At 60.7% G+C, this 16,152-nt stretch carries 16 protein-coding genes and 1 tRNA gene; 8 read left to right on the plus strand and 9 right to left on the minus strand.

The window, feature by feature from the left end; all coding sequences use genetic code 11:
• Nucleotides 1-11 precede the first annotated feature (11 nt).
• Nucleotides 12-680, minus strand: coding sequence for a 3-oxoacid CoA-transferase subunit B (locus ACSOSP_RS06075; RefSeq protein WP_455310102.1), 669 nt, complete (start codon nucleotides 678-680; stop codon nucleotides 12-14).
• 89 nt (nucleotides 681-769) lie between these two features.
• Nucleotides 770-1,474 carry a 3-oxoacid CoA-transferase subunit A gene (locus ACSOSP_RS06080; RefSeq protein WP_455310103.1) on the minus strand — a complete coding sequence of 235 codons (705 nt, stop codon included), beginning with the start codon at nucleotides 1,472-1,474 and terminating at the stop codon, nucleotides 770-772.
• A 247-nt stretch (nucleotides 1,475-1,721) separates the two neighbouring features.
• On the opposite strand from ACSOSP_RS06080, the gene ACSOSP_RS06085 reads away from it, so the two are divergent.
• From ACSOSP_RS06085 to ACSOSP_RS06105, 5 genes are all read left to right on the plus strand, one after another.
• The gene (locus tag ACSOSP_RS06085; protein WP_455310104.1) at nucleotides 1,722-2,537 is read left to right on the plus strand and encodes an IclR family transcriptional regulator; all 816 of its coding nucleotides are present in this window, start codon (nucleotides 1,722-1,724) and stop codon (nucleotides 2,535-2,537) included.
• A 45-nt stretch (nucleotides 2,538-2,582) separates the two neighbouring features.
• Complete coding sequence (locus ACSOSP_RS06090; protein WP_455310865.1) at nucleotides 2,583-3,551, plus strand: LysR family transcriptional regulator; 969 nt, start codon at nucleotides 2,583-2,585, stop codon at nucleotides 3,549-3,551.
• 47 nt (nucleotides 3,552-3,598) lie between these two features.
• Nucleotides 3,599-4,567 carry a LysR family transcriptional regulator gene (locus tag ACSOSP_RS06095; protein ID WP_455310105.1) on the plus strand — a complete coding sequence of 323 codons (969 nt, stop codon included), beginning with the start codon at nucleotides 3,599-3,601 and terminating at the stop codon, nucleotides 4,565-4,567.
• 122 nt (nucleotides 4,568-4,689) lie between these two features.
• On the plus strand, nucleotides 4,690-5,067 hold the full coding sequence (locus tag ACSOSP_RS06100) for a hypothetical protein (RefSeq protein WP_455310106.1): 378 nt from the start codon (nucleotides 4,690-4,692) through the stop codon (nucleotides 5,065-5,067).
• Nucleotides 5,068-5,237: 170 nt separating this feature from the next.
• A tRNA-Pro gene (locus ACSOSP_RS06105) sits at nucleotides 5,238-5,314 on the plus strand.
• Nucleotides 5,315-5,534: 220 nt separating this feature from the next.
• On the opposite strand, the gene ACSOSP_RS06110 is transcribed toward ACSOSP_RS06105, so the two are convergent.
• The 3 genes from ACSOSP_RS06110 to ACSOSP_RS06120 form a co-directional block, all read right to left on the minus strand.
• Nucleotides 5,535-5,777 (minus strand): hypothetical protein, encoded by a 243-nt coding sequence (locus ACSOSP_RS06110; protein WP_455310107.1) that lies wholly within the window; start codon nucleotides 5,775-5,777, stop codon nucleotides 5,535-5,537.
• A 56-nt stretch (nucleotides 5,778-5,833) separates the two neighbouring features.
• Nucleotides 5,834-6,061, minus strand: coding sequence for a hypothetical protein (locus ACSOSP_RS06115; RefSeq protein WP_455310109.1), 228 nt, complete (start codon nucleotides 6,059-6,061; stop codon nucleotides 5,834-5,836).
• A gap of 260 nt (nucleotides 6,062-6,321) precedes the next feature.
• On the minus strand, nucleotides 6,322-6,561 hold the full coding sequence (locus tag ACSOSP_RS06120; RefSeq protein WP_455310111.1) for a hypothetical protein: 240 nt from the start codon (nucleotides 6,559-6,561) through the stop codon (nucleotides 6,322-6,324).
• Between the two features lie 131 nt (nucleotides 6,562-6,692).
• Here ACSOSP_RS06120 and ACSOSP_RS06125 point away from each other — a divergent pair, with 131 nt between their 5' ends.
• A complete protein-coding gene (locus tag ACSOSP_RS06125) occupies nucleotides 6,693-7,067 on the plus strand; it encodes a DUF2784 domain-containing protein (RefSeq protein WP_455310112.1) in 375 nt (124 codons plus the stop codon).
• Nucleotides 7,068-7,175: 108 nt separating this feature from the next.
• On the opposite strand, the gene ACSOSP_RS06130 is transcribed toward ACSOSP_RS06125, so the two are convergent.
• Together ACSOSP_RS06130 and ACSOSP_RS06135 are read right to left on the minus strand one after the other, a co-directional pair.
• Entirely contained in the window at nucleotides 7,176-7,913 is a 738-nt protein-coding gene (locus ACSOSP_RS06130) for a BON domain-containing protein (RefSeq protein WP_455310113.1), read from the minus strand.
• Nucleotides 7,914-7,995: 82 nt separating this feature from the next.
• Entirely contained in the window at nucleotides 7,996-8,484 is a 489-nt protein-coding gene (locus ACSOSP_RS06135; protein WP_455310114.1) for an aminoacyl-tRNA deacylase, read from the minus strand.
• Nucleotides 8,485-8,706: 222 nt separating this feature from the next.
• Here ACSOSP_RS06135 and fusA point away from each other — a divergent pair, with 222 nt between their 5' ends.
• A complete protein-coding gene (fusA, locus tag ACSOSP_RS06140) occupies nucleotides 8,707-10,758 on the plus strand; it encodes an elongation factor G (RefSeq protein WP_455310115.1) in 2,052 nt (683 codons plus the stop codon).
• A gap of 314 nt (nucleotides 10,759-11,072) precedes the next feature.
• Nucleotides 11,073-13,823: a UPF0182 family membrane protein gene (locus ACSOSP_RS06145; RefSeq protein ID WP_455310117.1), complete on the plus strand. Its 2,751-nt coding sequence runs from the start codon at nucleotides 11,073-11,075 to the stop codon at nucleotides 13,821-13,823.
• A 92-nt stretch (nucleotides 13,824-13,915) separates the two neighbouring features.
• On the opposite strand, the gene ACSOSP_RS06150 is transcribed toward ACSOSP_RS06145, so the two are convergent.
• Entirely contained in the window at nucleotides 13,916-14,692 is a 777-nt protein-coding gene (locus tag ACSOSP_RS06150) for a maleate cis-trans isomerase family protein (protein WP_455310118.1), read from the minus strand.
• Nucleotides 14,689-15,933 (minus strand): D-amino acid dehydrogenase, encoded by a 1,245-nt coding sequence (locus ACSOSP_RS06155; protein WP_455310119.1) that lies wholly within the window; start codon nucleotides 15,931-15,933, stop codon nucleotides 14,689-14,691. Before ACSOSP_RS06155 ends, ACSOSP_RS06150 begins: the two co-directional genes overlap by 4 nt.
• Nucleotides 15,934-16,152: the final 219 nt, after the last annotated feature.

Consider the following 16,152-nt stretch of genomic DNA (forward strand, 5'->3'; position numbering starts at 1 on the left):
TATCTCCCTGATTACGCTTCGAGCGTAGTAGACGCTTCAAGCGGCTCAAACGTCAGCGGCACTTGCGCCAGTTTCTGCAGTTCGTCGAACGACAGGCCTTCGATAATTTCCCGGACCACGAAGCCATTCGGCGTCACGTCGAACACACCGTGATCCGTGTACACGCGGTTCACGCAGTTCACGCCTGTCACCGGATAGGAACATTCGGGCACCAGCTTGCTTTCGCCCTGCTTGGTGAGCAGTTCCATCATCACGTAGACCTTCTTCGCGCCGATCGCCAGATCCATCGCGCCGCCGACAGCCGGAATCGCATCGGGTGCGCCGGTGTGCCAGTTCGCCAGATCGCCCTTGGCCGATACCTGGAACGCGCCGAGCACGCAGATGTCGAGGTGGCCGCCGCGCATCATCGCGAACGAATCGGCGTGGTGGAAATACGCGCCGCCGGTGAGCAGCGTCACGTGTTGTTTGCCGGCGTTGATCAGTTCGTCGTCTTCCGCGCCCTTCTCTGGCGCCGGGCCCATGCCGAGCAGACCGTTTTCGCTATGCAGGAAGATTTCGCGATCCGCCGCGAGATGGTTGGCGACGAGCGTCGGTACGCCGATACCCAGGTTCACGTACGCGCCTTCCTGGATGTCGAGGGCGACGCGTTTCGCCATTTCGTCGCGAGTCAGTTTTTTCATGTCGATGTCCTTGCTTGATGCATTCGTTGTTGCGGCTCGGGCTGAGAAGCAGGCCCTGAAAATCGCCGCTTGCGCAAAAGCGGCTCTAATCAAGCCGCTTGCGCCGCCGCCAGCTCTGCCGCGTGCACCGCTTGCGGCACTTCGATCACGCGCTGCACGAAGATGCCCGGCGTCACGATGTCTTCCGGATCCAGCGCGCCGAGCGGCACGACCTGCGAGACCTGCACGATCGCTGTTTTTGCGGCCATCGCCATGATCGGCCCGAAGTTGCGGGCCGTCTTGCGATACACGAGATTGCCCCACCGGTCGCCTTTAAATGCCTTGATCAGCGCGAAATCGGCCTGCAGCGGCGCTTCGAGCACGTAATGCCGGCCATCGATAAAACGCGTTTCCTTGCCTTCAGCCAGCTTTGTGCCATAGGCCGTGGGCGTGAAAAATCCGCCAATGCCCGCACCCGCCGCCCGAATGCGCTCAGCAAGATTGCCCTGCGGCACGAGTTCGAGTTCAAGTTCGCCAGCGCGATACAAGGCGTCGAACACTTGCGAATCACTCTGCCGCGGAAACGAGCAGATGATCTTGCGTACGCGTTTGGCTTTTAAAAGCGCCGCGAGACCGGTCTCGCCATTGCCCGCATTGTTGTTCACGATGGTCAGTTCGCGCGCGCCCTGCTCGATCAGCGCGTCGATCAGTTCCGACGGCATGCCCGCCGTACCGAACCCGCCGATCATCACGGTCGCGCCGTCCTTAACGTCTTTCACCGCTGAACTCAGCGAGTCGAAAATCTTGTTGATCATGCCGTCTCTTCCTTTGACGAGTGCCGAATGCATCGAAGCCGCATTGCAACTGAATCAAAGCGCGCCGGGTAACTTGAGTCCGACCGGCAACGCTTGCATTTTTAAGTTCGCTGTGCGAACATCGATTCGTTTAGCGAACAAACGTATGGTATTCCCGCATTCGTTGCGCTGTCAATGATCATCGGGTTTGTACCGATGCGCTCGCCATGTGCCCGCGTTCTTGCCTGACCAATAGGACGAAACCACGATGATTTCCACTCCTGCCGAAGCCGATCTACCTGACCCGGAGTCGCCCTCGCGGCCCGGCGATGCCTATGTGCAATCGTTCGCGCGCGGTTTATCGGTGATTCGCTCGTTTGATGCTACGCGCCCGGCGCAGACCTTGTCGGAAGTCGCCGCCGCGTCGGGGCTGACACGCGCCGGCGCGCGCCGCATTTTGTTGACGCTGCAAGCGCTTGGTTATGTCGACGCCGACGGCCGATATTTCACGCTGACCGCGAAAATCCTTGACCTTGGTTTTGCCTACCTGACGTCGATGCCATTCTGGAATCTGGCCGAACCGGTGATGGAAGAACTGGTGGGCCAGGTGCATGAGAGCTGCTCGGCCGCCGTGTTGAACGGCACGGAAATCGTGTACGTGCTGCGCGTGCCCACGCATAAGATCATTACGATCAACCTGTCTATCGGCAGCCGTTTGCCCGCGTTTTGCACATCGCTCGGGCGCGTGCTGCTCGCCGCGCTTGACGAAAACAAACTTGACGAAGTGCTCGACGCCAGTGCGCTGGAAGCCCGTACGCCTCGCACGATCATCGATAAAACCGCGCTGAAGGCCGCGCTCGCCGTGGTGCGCAAGCAAGGCTGGTCGATCGTCGACCAGGAACTGGAGGAAGGCCTGATTTCGATGTCCGCGCCCATCCGCGACCGCCAGGGTCGGGTGATCGCGGCGCTCAATATCAGCGGCAACGCGCAGCGCAAGAACGCGAAACAGATGGTGAAGGCGTTTCTCGACCCGCTGCTGGACGCGGCCCAGCGTGTTTCCGAGATGGTCGCGAGACGAGGCTAGGCGGAGGCTGATAAAACCATGCCGATGAAACCCGGGGACCTCGCGCTGCACGACCTCGACCTGAACCTGATCCCGTATCTGGTCGCGATCGAGGACACGCGCAATGTGAGCCGCGCAGCCGAACAGCTTGGCGTGAGCCAGCCGCGTGTCAGCACGGCGCTCGGCCGCTTGCGCGAGTATTTCAACGACCCTCTGTTCGTGCGGACATCGCGCGGCATGGAGCCCACTCCACGGGCCCTCGCACTCGTGCCCGTGGCGCGCGAGGCGCTGAACCGGATCGAGCGGGGATTACTCGATACCCAGCATTTCGACCCCGCCGTCACCACCGATACCTTCGCCATCGCGCTCTCGGATGTCGGTGAAATCGTGTTCTTGCCGCGCCTGTTGCAGACGCTCGCCAGCGTCGCGCCACGGGCAAATCTGCGCTCTGTATCGCTGAAACACGATCAGGTCGAGCGTGCCCTGGAAAGCGGTGAAATCGATTTGGCCATCGGCTATTTTCCCGATCTCGCCGGCAACAATTTCTTTCAGCAGCGGCTCTTTTCACATCGCTTCATCTGCCTGATGCGGCGCGACCACCCGTACTCACGTGGCCCGCTGACGCTCGCGCAATACGTGGAATGCGGCCACGCGGTCGTGCGAGCGGAAGGCCGGAGTCAGGAGATCCTGGAAAACTTCCTTGACAAGAAACGCATCCGCCGCCGCGCCGTGCTCGAGACGCCGCACTTCATGAGCTTGCCGTTCATACTTTCGCGCACCGACCTGATCGCGACGGTGCCGCATGCCATCGGCTATGCGTACGTGGCTGAACATGCGGGCATCACGCTGGCCGAACCGCCGCTGCCCTTGCCGAACTTCGACCTGAAGCAGCACTGGCATCGCAAGTTTCACAACGATCCGCGCACCCTGTGGCTGCGCGGCGTGGTCGCCGCGCTTTTCAACGATGAACTCGATGAATGGCCCAAGCAGCCCAAGCGACCCGAGCAAGCGCGGCGGGAAGACAAACGCCGCTAAACTGAGCACTTTGTTTCCCGTTAGGAAAGTGTCATGGATGCCGTTTTATGGATGCACTAACTAGTTTGCGAGTGTTCCGCGATGTTGTCGAAGCCGGCAGCTTTGTCAAAGCCGCCGAGCGGCTGGATATATCCACGGCGATGACCAGCAAGCACGTCGCCAATCTTGAACGGCAACTGGGTGTTCGCTTGCTTAACAGGACGACGCGTCATCTGAGCCTGACGGAAGCCGGTAGTGTTTATTACGAGCAGTGCCGGGAAGCGCTGGATATCCTGCAAGCTGCTGAGGCTGCAGTCGGATCGCAAACCGATCAGCCGCGAGGCGTGCTGAAGATCACCGCGCCGGGCTGGTTCGCGACCGCGAAGTTCGCCGATATCCTGGTTGCGTATCGGGCGCGTTATCCGGAGGTGCTGATCGATCTGCGACTGGAAAACCGCTTCGTCGATCTGGTGGAAGAAGGCTATGACATGGCGTTGCGGGCGACGTCTGAACCGTCCCCCACGATGATCGTGCGGCCGCTGTGCAAAGTACCGTTCGTGCTCGTGGGCTCGCCGGACTACTTGAAGCGGCGGGGTTATCCGCAGCATCCCAGCGAACTGAGCGAACGTCATGAGATTGTGCTGCCGACATACGTCAGTTTGGAAACCGTCGAATTCTCGGGTCCGGACGGCGTGTTCGCGGTGAAAAATAGCGCCGTGCTCAAGACCAACGACAGCTCCATGTCGCTGCAACTCGTGCGCGCGAGCATCGGCCTCGCCTACTTCCCCGAATGGATCGTGGCGCAGGAACTGGCGTCAGGCACATTGACTCGACTTTTCCCCGATTACACGACGTTCGCACCGCGCGTGTACGCCGTCTACACGAGCCGCAAATACATGACGACGAAGGTGCGCACGTTCATCGATTTCGTCTCGGAAGCGCTCGCCGCCGATGATTCCGTCGATGGTTCCATGCCACGTCCGGTTGCCCCCGCCCGCTCGCGCGGATCTTCGCCCGTGACTCGGAAACTAGGATAAATCGTATTCAAATCACGTTGCCGCTCGTGTGAAGATCGCGCCACTTCGCTCGTTGGGTTCTCTGGAACCGATGATCGATGGCTCTTTTCCTTCCACTACCAAGACCACCAAGCGGGCGTGTGATGAATTTCCCCTGGTTTCCGTTGCTCCTCAATTTCGTGCTGCTGGCGGCGTTTGTATTTGTCTGCAACACGCTGAACACCGGACGTCGCGCGCCGGTGCTGAACGGCGCGCTGATCTTCATCGGCTTCTGCTGCCTGGCAATGCTGCTGGATTTCACGCTGACTTTCGTTTTTGCTTCAGCGACCACCACCGATCGTGAGCGATACATCGATCTATCGTCGTTGTCCGCGTGCGGTGAGCGCGCAGTGTCTTACGCGATTCCTTGCGTCGTTGCCGCCGTGATGGCTTTGAGGTTTCGTGCGAAGCGCCGAAGCCCGGCCGGGCAATCGGTGACTATTCATACGTCCGAGTACACGCAGTCGGAGTTGCGGTATTGAGTTTATTGGCCATGTGGCCGGCCCGAACCGCGGATCTTGTTCCGGCATCCGGCACGCTGGCGGAATGAACGCCATTTGCTCGATGGAAGAGTGAAACTGACGGGCTTTTGCTTCAAAGATGAGTCTGCAGGTTCTAAAACCAAAGAGTGTCTGATATACTTTTCCTCTTTCGGGGCGTAGCGCAGCCTGGTAGCGTACCTGCATGGGGTGCAGGTGGTCGGAGGTTCAAATCCTCTCGCCCCGACCAGTAATTCAGTAGAAAAATCAAGGACTTAGCTCTAACGGGCTAGGTCCTTTTTTCTTGCGCCTACCCTGCCTGCCAAATACCGCTTGTTTTCACCCCTGCCGTCTGATCGCTGGTCGCGCGTTTCGCAATTGATTGCAACGGGCTAGCCGGTCTGCAAGCTTGCGCGGCAGGCGGCCGAAGAGAAATTGGGTACACGATGAAACAAGGGCGAGAAGGACACTCAAGCTACCGCTTTTCGGGACGCGCAGGTCTTTTTATAGGTCTGCTTGTCGACCGTCGTCCGGCCATATTTGATCGCACACTCGCAGGCTTCCTTCTCAGTGGCGAAGTCGCCAAGCGAACCGAGAGCGCGGTGACGGCCGTCAGGTCCTCGGAGAACCAACATGGAAGCGAACGATCCGGCAGAACCGACAGCCAGGGGCACCAGTATCCAGCCCTTGTATGGAACAGGAATGGCATGCATGTCAGTGTCCGCTTAATATTTATGGGTATTCCCACCCATAAATTCTAGGACACTCTTTACGGTTTTTCCGAGAACGCACACTGCTCATCGAACTGGTCAAGTGCGACCATCAGGGCGTCAGCACGCCGCAACTGGGATGGCGACCTTTCAATGCAGTCCAGCAGATCGGCGACCCGGCGGCGCCAGTAGGGCGAGGTTAGGAAAGGATTAGTCTCGATTTCGGACAGTGAATGCTGAATGATCGCCTCAATGTGGGCCAGTTCTTCATCAATCAGAGCGTGCATTGGCTGTCTTGTCAGTAAGTTCACCATAGTATTTGTAGGATGATTGGGATGCGCAGCATGGGCCGCAATTGTACCCAAGTACTGGATTGGCGCCCCAAAACGGGACCGCGCGTGTACCTTCCATCCCCGAAGCGCCCTCAAATCTTCTTACGCTTCTTCCCGCTCGTCCAACGCCTTGACGACCCTGCCGGCCAAGCCGTCGGCGCAGAGATCCATCGTTTTGGTATCGAACGATCAATTCACCGACAGCCAAGCCCTGCTCAGCTCGCAGTCAAGGCGTCGGCTCGCAACTCCCGGGAGATCTCACCGGTTGGCGCCACGGTGCCGATTAAATCGTGCAGAGCGGCTAACCGTACTTTGTCCTGGACCCGCAGTCCCGGACGTGCCAGAAGACACTCTATGTGCGTAGCCCAGTAGCTGCTGCGAATCAAGCGTGGACGCCTGACGAGCTCTTTCAGCGTCTTTTCCACCATGTCGATTTCTGCGCTTACCGACTTCATTGAGGTCTCCGGTCTAATAGGTAGCGCTCTGTATGACGACAAGAATTGCGAAAACTTTAGCCAAAATGCGGCGGGCGTCGCGACATCGCAGAAAAACCTCTCGAAAGTAGCCGCGCAAGTGTGAGGACATCATGATCTGGCTAGCCGATGCGGTGCTCGTCGTGCACGCGCTGACCGCCCTCTTTATCGTGGGCGGACTTCCTGCGATCTGGATTGGCTCGGGACTCGGTTGGGATTGGGTACGCAGCCGACCGTTCAGGCTGGCTCATCTGTTCGCGATCGGTTTGGTGTCTGCCCTGTCACTGTTGGGGTTGGCCTGCCCCCTGACCATACTGGAAGACTGGCTGCGCGATGGCTCGGTCGGGACGCAAGGTTTCATGCAGCGCTGGGTGAGCCGTTTGCTCTACTACGATGTGTCGGCGTGGGTGTTCACTCTCGCATACGTGGTGTTTGCCCTGATGGTGCTGCTGACCTGGCGCCTGGTTCCGCCCCGGGAACGTACGTAGAGAGCGCACGTAACTCATACACGTAACTCATGCACGTAACTCATGCACGTAACCCCCAGGCGCTTTGCCGCGCTACGAGAAGCACTACGACGCAGACCTGCAGTCAGCTCAAGCCCGCACCTGGATGTGATTAACGACGCCCTCGATAGCATCCAGACACCAGGCGTCCTGTTCCGCCTGCCGTCTTTCGGCTTCGGTCGCCACCCATCCTGCCAGCGTGATCCTGTGATTTTCCACATTGATGGTGATCTGCTCGGCGCGCACTCGCTGATCGGTTTCGAGCACCAGGTGCAAGGCCTCGGAAATCTCGTCGTCGCCGTCCGCTTCGGCGGGCACCAGCTCCAGCAAGTTCACCACGTCGCGGCAGCCGCCGACCCACCAGGCGGTCACGCTCGCCAGGCGCCTGTGAGACAAACTGATCACTTGCCCCGTCAAGGTCACCACACCATCCTCGACCGTCACTTCGATAACACCGCTGCCATCGTTGCCCGCCTGGTCCATGGTGCCGCGCACAACTTCGAGCTGGCCTTTAAGGCGTGTACAGATCACGCAATTGCGGAAATCCACCGCCTGCGACAGCCGATCGCAGATATGAGTGCGCAGCTCGCCATCCCCGACGGGCGGGTTGACGCTGACGCGCAGCTGATCGACCAGACGCGTCCCCTCGCTGTGCAGCTGGGTCAACTGAAGAAGGCGTTTCTTGGATGCGATATCCGGCACCTCGCCTGTCACGGTCAAGGCATCGCTGTCAAAACTCATATGAATGGGATGATTGTGGAGCTTGAGGTGTGATTCGCGTTCGAAGGCTGCCATCACCTGCTTCAGGACCGTATCGCTGCGTTGCATGACCTGCCTCGCGCAAAGGTTGGGTGGCGCAGCGCTCTTTATGCCGCACTGCGCAAGTCTTGCCGCTTCAGGCGGGCGCCGTTCAGGTTTGCCTGCCCTGCGTGCGACGGGCAAAGCGAGTGCGCTCGGCCTGGTCCATCAGATTCAGGAATTGATCCGTGCCCATGTGAATCAGCTCTTCATGATCGCCGGCTTCGAAATAGACGTCCGGTTGGCTCGCGAGGCTCTCGTCAAGATAGGTGTACATGCCGTAGGCGGTACACACCGGCGGAAGCGCCCCCACGTCGCAATCCTTGAACAGTTCCCGTAAATCGACCTCTTTGGCGAGCACCAGGTGGTGACGTCCGGTCTGTGCCCAGAGCTCGGACAGCCGCACGGCATAAGTCGATGGCAACACAGCCGCCACATAGCCGTGCTCGTCCTCAAGAAGCACTGTCTTGGCGAGGCGGTCGCCGGGAATGTGCGCTGCCGACGCGGTTTCGATGCTGGAATGGCTGTACCGGTGATGCACGATTTCGTACTTGGAGCCCTTGCTGCGCAGGCAGTCCTGGAGAGTGGCAGACATTGACATGACGCACCTCCTTTGGAAGGAAGGAAACAGGAAATCATTGCGAAGCATTCTTAAGGATAGTTCGCTTTCGCCGGCGTGTGAAAAATAGGCTGACGGCAGGGCTTTGACTGGGCAGGCATGACGACGAAAGAACAAATAGACAACCGGACGATTACCCCGTATGGCACACGGGTCGGTTTTCGCCAATAATGGCCCCACATCCACGACTGGACGAGGGCGGCCATGCGCTACAGCCCCGATGCTATCCGTACCATCGCCCTGGTCGGGCATGCCGGGTGCGGCAAGACCTCGCTTATCGAAGCGCTGCTGCATCAGGGTGGCGCGGTCCACGCGCCCGGCAGCGTGGAGCGCGGCACCACGGTCTGCGATTTCGACCCGCTCGAGCGCAAATATCATCACTCGCTGAACTCCGCCGTCGCCCACCTGCACTACCGCGATACACGCATCTATCTGCTCGATACACCCGGCTATCCGGACTTTTTCGGGCCGTCGATCAGCGCCCTGCCCGCGGTGGAGACTGCCGCCATCGTCATCAATGCGCAGACGGGCATCGAAATGACCACCCGGCGCATGATGGCGTGGGCGGAAGATCGCAAGCTCTGCAGAATGATCATCGTGAACGGCATCGATGGCGAAAAGGTCGATCTTCCAGGGCTTTTGACGCAAATTCAGGAGACCTTCGGCAAGGCATGCCTGCCGATCAACCTGCCGGCGCAGCGCAGCCGCCAAGTGGTGGATTGCTTTTTCAACCCGGCGGGCGACGCCGATTTCCTGTCGGTTGCGGCAGCGCACAATGCGCTGGTCGATCAAGTGGTCGAGATCGACGCCGCCTTGATGGAGCTCTACCTGGAGCAAGGCGAGGCCATCAGTCCGGAGCAACTGCACGAGCCCTTCGAGCGGGCGCTGCGCGAAGGTCATCTGGTGCCAATCTGCTTCACGTCGGCAGCCAACGGCGCGGGCATCGCGGAGTTGCTCGACGTGTTCGTCCGGCTCCTGCCCAACCCCATGGAAGGCAACCCGCCGCTCTTTTACCGCGATGCCGGCGGCCGCCGGGAAGTCGTGCGCGCGCAACCTGTTGCCGACAAGCATGTGCTGGCCCACGCCTTCAAGATCGTGATGGATCCGTACATCGGCAAGATGGCCGTGTTTCGCATCCATCAGGGCACGATCAGGCGCGATAGCCAGCTCTATATTGGTGACGCTCGACAGCCGTTCAGGGTCGCGCATCTGTTCATGCTGCAAGGCAAGGAACACATTGATGTCAGCCAGGCAGGTCCCGGCGATATCTGCGCCACGGCCAAGGTCGACGAAATCGGTTTCGACGCCGTGCTGCATGATTCTCCCGAAGACGGCAACATCCACCTGACCCCGCTCGACTTTCCCACCTCCATCTATGGCCTGGCGATCGAGCCGGCGCGCCGGGGCAACGAGCAGCGTCTCTGGGAAATACTGCAAAAGTTGACGGCGGAAGACCCGTGCCTGCGCATCGACCACCCGGTCGGCACTAACGAGACGGTGGTGCGCGGCTTGGGAGAGTTGCACCTGCGGCACATGCTGGAGCGACTGTCCGAGCAGTACAAGCTCGAGGTGGTGACGCGGCCGCCGAAGATCGCCTATCGGGAAACCATCGGCGCCCGGGCTGAGGGGCATTATCGCCACAAGAAGCAAACCGGCGGCGCGGGACAATTCGGTGAAGTGATGCTGCGCGTGGAGCCGCTGCCGCGAGGTGCAGGTTTCGAATTCGTCGACGCCGTTAAAGGCGGCGCCATCCCCGGACAGTTCATTCCGGCTGTGGAAAAGGGCGTCCTGCAGGTCGTCGCGAGCGGTCCCCTCGCCGGCTTCCCGATGCAGGACGTGCGAGTCACCGTCTTCGACGGCAAGAGTCATTCAGTCGATTCAAAGGAAGTCGCATTCGTCACCGCCGGGCGCAAGGCCTTCATCGATGCGGTGCTGAAAGCCCAGCCAATCGTGCTTGAGCCCATCGTGGATATCGAGGTGATGACGCCGGAAGCGACGATGGGCGACATCATCGGCGACCTGTCCACCAAGCGTGGGCAGGTCCATGGCACACGCACGGCCGCCGGCAACGCCGTGGTCGTCACGGGGAAAGTGCCGCTGTCCGAACTCAACGACTATCAGTCGCGTCTGAACGCTATCGCGGGCGGTCATGGCAATTACAACATCCAGCTCAGCCACTACGATCCCGCGCCCCCCGCTCAGCAGGAGCGTCTGGCGGCGCAGCACAAAAGGCATGGCGAGGACACGGAATCATGAATGGCATGCCGGACGCGTTCTCAGGATTGCCCCTTACCCGCAATGCATATCCGACGACAGATTGTTGACGTTGAACACCCATTTGGCGCCCTGAAGCAGGGTAGTTCGTGGGCGACCTCCCTGGCGGTGTTCCCCGGCCTACAATTATTCATCTGGCGTCATCTGCCACACGTCATTGCGCGGCTGCGCGTTTGGGCTATCAGGGGTGGTTCGATAACCCGCTGAACCACGCTCCCGGCCGATCAACGGTAGACAATGACAATGATGCGGTCGCCGCCGGCCATGGTTGACCGGCCGGCAAAGGAGTGTGATGTATGCGGTCGCAAGTGAGGTCAGGCGCGCGCTTGAGACGCACCGCGATCACGGTTGCGGCGGTCGTCGTTGGCCTGATCGTGGTCGGACAAATCACGGGCGTCCTGGTCGACTGGCTGTGGTTTTCATCGATCGGCTATGTCGGCGTTTTCTGGACGGTTCTTTCCGCGCAGGCGCTCCTCTTTGTCGCCGTGTTCGCCGTATCGGCAGGCTCTATGGCGGTGTCGGGTTTTCTCGCGCATCGTTACGCGAGCAAGCCCGGACTCTCGCAGGTGTCAGCTGCCTATTCGTTCGGTCCGTCGGCGGCCATCAGTGAACTGGCCGACCGGGTCGCGCCGCACATTCGTTGGCGCGCAGCCATCGCAGGCGTCGCCATCGTGCTGGGCTTGTTCATCACCGTTGGCGAAATCTCGAGCTGGGACATGGCGCTTCGCTTCATTCATCAGGTGCCCTTCGGCGAGCGCGATCCGATCTTTGGCAAGGACATCGGCTTCTATCTCTTCTCGCTGCCCGCCTACATTGCGCTCAAGAATTGGCTGCTGAAGGTGCTCTTCTGCAGCGCGGCCGTTGCAGGCGTGGTCTACGCAATGCGCGGCGACATCACACCCGGGCAGTTGCCGCGTGGACTCTCTGCAGCCGCCACCGTTCATGGTTCGGCGCTGCTCGGTTTGTTCTTTGTACTGAAGGCATGGTCCTACGGGCTCGACCGCTTCCTGCTGCTGTACGGCGACAACGGTGTCGTCGTCGGCGCCAGTTATACCGATGTCCACGTCGAACTACCGGTCCTGTGGTTGCTCGTTGGCGTGGCCGCTGCCGCATCCGTCGCCTCGTGGGCCAATATGCGCTGGCGGAGCTATCGAATTCTTGCCGCCTCGGTGCTGCTTGTGTTCGGCAGCTCGTTTGCGTTTGCCGTGATCTACCCGGCGCTGTTCCAGCGCTTCTATGTCAAGCCGAGCGAACTGCAACTGGAGACGCCGTACATCGAACACAATATCGCGATGACGCGAAAGGCCTACGGCCTCGAGCAGATCGCGGTGAGACCGTTTCCGGCCGAGCAGGGGCTAAATCTCGCCTCGCTCCAGGCCAACAGCCCGACCATCGACAACATCCGCCTGTGGGATGTGCAGCCGTTGATGGATACGTACGCCCAGTTGCAGGAGATCAGGACTTACTACAAGTTCCTCTCCGTGGACATCGACCGTTACCGGCTTGACGCCGGCTACCGGCAGGTGATGCTGTCGGCGCGCGAACTGCAGCCGGCGATGCTTCCGGCGAATGCCCAGACCTGGGTGAACCTGCATCTCCTGTTCACCCACGGCAACGGCGTCGTGATGTCGCCGGTCACCGAGAAATCCACGGAAGGCTTACCTTCCCTCTATCTGCAGGATATTCCGCCCGTCGCGAGCGGTGGTCCGGCCATCCGCGAACCGCGCCTTTATTTCGGCGGGGGCGCTCAGGACTATGTCATCGTGAAGGGCAGCGTGCCCGAGTTCGACTACCCCAAGGGAAAAGACAACGTCTACACAACTTACAGCGGGCGCGACGGTGTCGCGCTCGGCAGCGTGGCCCGACGCAGCCTCTTCGCCTGGCAGTTCGACGATCCCAACATCCTGCTGACCGGCTACATCACGGACCAGAGCCGGATCCTGTTCCACCGTAACATTCAGGACCGCGTGCGCACGATCGCGCCCTTCCTCAGCCTCGACCATGACCCCTATATGGTCGTGAGCGACGGGCGCCTTTTCTGGATGCAGGACGCCTATACCACCAGCAGCTGGTTCCCCTACGCCCAGCCGGGTATCGGCGACGGCAGCAATTACATCCGCAACGCGGTCAAGGTGGTGATCGATGCGTATAACGGCACGGTCGACTTCTATGTCAGCGATCCCGCCGATCCTATCCTGCGGACCTACCAGCGCATCTTCCCGGGCCTGTTCAAGGCTTTGGAGGCCATGCCAAAAGACTTGCAGCAGCATATCCGCTACCCCGAAGACCTGTTCCTGATCCAGGCGCAGCTCTACCGCGCCTACCATATGGACGCACCGGAGGTCTTCTACAACCGCGAGGATCTCTGGCAGTTTCCGCAGGAGCTGGCCGGCATCGACGGTGGCAATGCCCCCACGCCGATGACGCCTTACTACACGATCATGCGGCTCCCCGGGGCGCCACGCGCCGAGTTCGTCCTCATGCTGCCGATGGTGCCCAGCCAGCGCGAGAACATGATCGCCTGGTTGGCGGCGCGTTGCGATCCGCCCGAGTACGGCAAGCTCATCGTCTACACCTTCCCCAAGGAGAAGCTGGTGTATGGGCCGTTCCAGATCGAGGCGCGCATCCAGCAAAATACCGACATATCGCAACAGATCTCGCTGTGGAACCAGATGGGCTCGCGGGTCATCCGCGGCCATCTCGTGGTCGTGCCGATCGAGAACTCGATCCTCTACATCTCCCCGCTGTACTTGCGCGCGGCGTCCGGTCAGTTGCCCGAATTGAAGCGGGTGATCGCCGCCTATGGTGAGCGTGTGGTGATGGAGGAGACCCTGGGCGAAGCCCTGGCGGCGCTCTTCAAGGAGACCACTCCGGCGGCATTGCCCCGGGGCACGGCGGACGCGCGCGCCCGCGAAGCGCTGGCACACTATGACCGCGCCATCGAAAGATTGAAGGCAGGAGACTGGAGCGGGTTCGGCTCGGAACTCGATGCCCTCCGACCGCTGCTCGAAGCGCTCGGTGCCGGCCGTCCCGAGAATCAGAAGTGACCTGAGTCGAACTGGAAGCGCGTTGGCTCAACACAATATGCAGGGAGTACGGGCTCCGCTTTCCTGCAGACGTGACTTAGTGATTCAACGTGTCACAGCGCAAACAACTTCCCGAGATGAGGCTCGCTGTCTTCCACGCCTGCCAGCCGCAGCGCGTGCCAGGCCATCGCGAAGTTGCTGGAGATCACCGGCTTGGCCGTCCTCGCCTCAAGTTCCGGAATCAGCTCGGCGATGCGCAAGCTCGTGCATGACACAAAGACGGCGTCCACGTCAGGGTTCTGTGCAAGGCGCTCGACAGCGGCTCGCAGGGAGGCCGCGTCTATCCGCGCCACCTCGTTGTCATTCATATGTTCGAACGACGCCATGCGCGTCACGCCGACGCCACGTGCCTCGATGTAGTCGCGCATATAGTCGTTGATCGAGCGCACATAGGGCGTCAACAGCCCGGCGCGCTGAACGCCTAATGCACGTAGCGCGGCAAACGCGGCGGTAATCGGCGTGGTGCACGCGACGCCCGGACGCGCCTCGCGGATGCGCGCGAATACCTTTTCCTCGCCGATCACCATTGATGCCGACGTGCATCCAAACGCCACGACATCGATTCGCTCCGCGGGCCTGATCAGTGCGACCGCTGGCGCGATGCGCTCCTCCATTTCCGCCAGCCGTTCGGGCGTGATGTCGGGTGAGTTCAGCACGCGGCTTTCGTAGAACGCCACGCCGTCCTGCGTCAGCAGGTGGCGCCACTCGTGTTCGATCGTGTGATCGGTCGCGAGCACCACAAGGCCAATGGCGGCTCGCCGGCAGATGCCGTCGTCCAGCGCGAAGTCGAGCCTCACATACGTGTCGTCCTGCAATGAAGTCGCACTCATTTCAGTGTCATCCCTGTCATGTCGAGTTCGGGCTGGCGACCGGCCATGATGTCGACCAGCAGTTTCGCGGTGCCACACGACATCGTCCACCCCATGTGCCCGTGGCCGGTGTTCAGATACAGATTCCTGTGCCGCGTGCGGCCGATCAACGGCGTCCCTTCGGGTGTCATCGGACGCAGGCCCGCCCAGTACGAGGGGCTGTCATAGTCGGCGCCATCGGGGAACAAGTCACGTGCGGCATGCAGCATCTGCGTGAAGTCAGCGGGCGTGTGGCGCGTGTCATAACCGGCGAACTCGGCAGTCGCGGTAAAGCGCAGCCGCTGGCCAAAACGCGCCCATGCCAGGAGATTGTTCTCATCGACGCCGCCGAGCGTCGGCGGACGATGATTCGGCCCAATAGGAAACGTGGCCGAATAACCCTTCACCGGATACACGGGTAGCCGATAGCCCAATGAACGCGCCACGATGGGCGACCAGGAACCGAGCGCGAGGACGAACTCGTCGCCTTGCACGAGTCCCGCCGGAGTACGCACGCCGGTCACCTGGTCGCCGGACGCCTCGATCGCGCTGATCGGCGCATTGAATTCGAAACGTACGCCAAGGGATTCGCACACCGCTTTCAGGCCGCGGGTGAACAGGTGCGCGTCGCCGCTTTCGTCGGTCGGGCAATAAATCGCGCCGGCGATCTTGTCACGCGCGGGCCCAAGCGACGGCTCCTGCGCGACCACCTGCTGCGCATCGAGCGTTTCGAGCCGCAAGCCGTTGTCCGCGAGGATCGACATGTTCTGCGTGCCTCGCGCAAAAGCAGCTTCGTCGCGATAGAGATACAACAAGCCGCGGCTGATGCCGTCGTACTGCAAGCCTTCGGCCGCGGTGAGCTGCTGCAATTGACTCTGTGCGTAGCGGCACAGCCTTACCTTGCGCGTCGTGTTCTGACGCGAGCGCTCCGCCGTGCAGTTTTGCAGGAACTGGAAGCACCAGATCCACATGCGAGGGTCCGCGTTGAGCTTGAGTCGCAGCGCCTGCCCGTCGACGAAAAGTGACTTCAGCAGGATTTTCGGTGCACGCGGAGACGCCCACGTATACGAATGCCCCGGCGCGACCAGACCGGCGTTGGCAAAGCTGGTCTCGAGCGCGACGCCGGGCTGGCGGTCGATCACCGTCACCTCGCGGCCTTCCTTCGCAAGGTAGTAGGCCGCCGTGACGCCCGCGATTCCGCCCCCCAGCACAACGCATTTCATGCGCTACTCCGGTCTCGTGAAAATTAGCTTCTCTTTGAAAAATACGATGTTACCGACACTTTTGCATGGGGTGGTTTATACGCAGATACCCTATACGGTCCAAATGTGCGGCGGGACCTATCATGAAAGGAGTGCTTTCATGATAGCGCGGCGATGAGTCCCGAGAATCAGGCTGCCGGTCCGGCAGCTCCTGACGTGCATGCGAACGTAAGTTTTCAG

This window comes from Caballeronia sp. KNU42 (genome assembly GCF_053760385.1).

Excerpts from the sequence above, each read along its gene's own strand:
- ACSOSP_RS06075 (WP_455310102.1), bottom strand. The coding sequence starts at position 680 with ATGAAAAAACTGACTCGCGACGAAATGGCGAAACGCGTCGCCCTCGAC.
- ACSOSP_RS06080 (WP_455310103.1), bottom strand. The coding sequence starts at position 1,474 with ATGATCAACAAGATTTTCGACTCGCTGAGTTCAGCGGTGAAAGACGTT.
- ACSOSP_RS06085 (WP_455310104.1), top strand. The coding sequence starts at position 1,722 with ATGATTTCCACTCCTGCCGAAGCCGATCTACCTGACCCGGAGTCGCCC.
- ACSOSP_RS06095 (WP_455310105.1), top strand. The coding sequence starts at position 3,599 with ATGGATGCACTAACTAGTTTGCGAGTGTTCCGCGATGTTGTCGAAGCC.
- ACSOSP_RS06100 (WP_455310106.1), top strand. The coding sequence starts at position 4,690 with ATGAATTTCCCCTGGTTTCCGTTGCTCCTCAATTTCGTGCTGCTGGCG.
- ACSOSP_RS06110 (WP_455310107.1), bottom strand. The coding sequence starts at position 5,777 with ATGCATGCCATTCCTGTTCCATACAAGGGCTGGATACTGGTGCCCCTG.
- ACSOSP_RS06115 (WP_455310109.1), bottom strand. The coding sequence starts at position 6,061 with ATGCACGCTCTGATTGATGAAGAACTGGCCCACATTGAGGCGATCATT.
- ACSOSP_RS06120 (WP_455310111.1), bottom strand. The coding sequence starts at position 6,561 with ATGAAGTCGGTAAGCGCAGAAATCGACATGGTGGAAAAGACGCTGAAA.
- ACSOSP_RS06125 (WP_455310112.1), top strand. The coding sequence starts at position 6,693 with ATGATCTGGCTAGCCGATGCGGTGCTCGTCGTGCACGCGCTGACCGCC.
- ACSOSP_RS06130 (WP_455310113.1), bottom strand. The coding sequence starts at position 7,913 with ATGCAACGCAGCGATACGGTCCTGAAGCAGGTGATGGCAGCCTTCGAA.
- ACSOSP_RS06135 (WP_455310114.1), bottom strand. The coding sequence starts at position 8,484 with ATGTCAATGTCTGCCACTCTCCAGGACTGCCTGCGCAGCAAGGGCTCC.
- fusA (WP_455310115.1), top strand. The coding sequence starts at position 8,707 with ATGCGCTACAGCCCCGATGCTATCCGTACCATCGCCCTGGTCGGGCAT.
- ACSOSP_RS06145 (WP_455310117.1), top strand. The coding sequence starts at position 11,073 with ATGCGGTCGCAAGTGAGGTCAGGCGCGCGCTTGAGACGCACCGCGATC.
- ACSOSP_RS06150 (WP_455310118.1), bottom strand. The coding sequence starts at position 14,692 with ATGAGTGCGACTTCATTGCAGGACGACACGTATGTGAGGCTCGACTTC.
- ACSOSP_RS06155 (WP_455310119.1), bottom strand. The coding sequence starts at position 15,933 with ATGAAATGCGTTGTGCTGGGGGGCGGAATCGCGGGCGTCACGGCGGCC.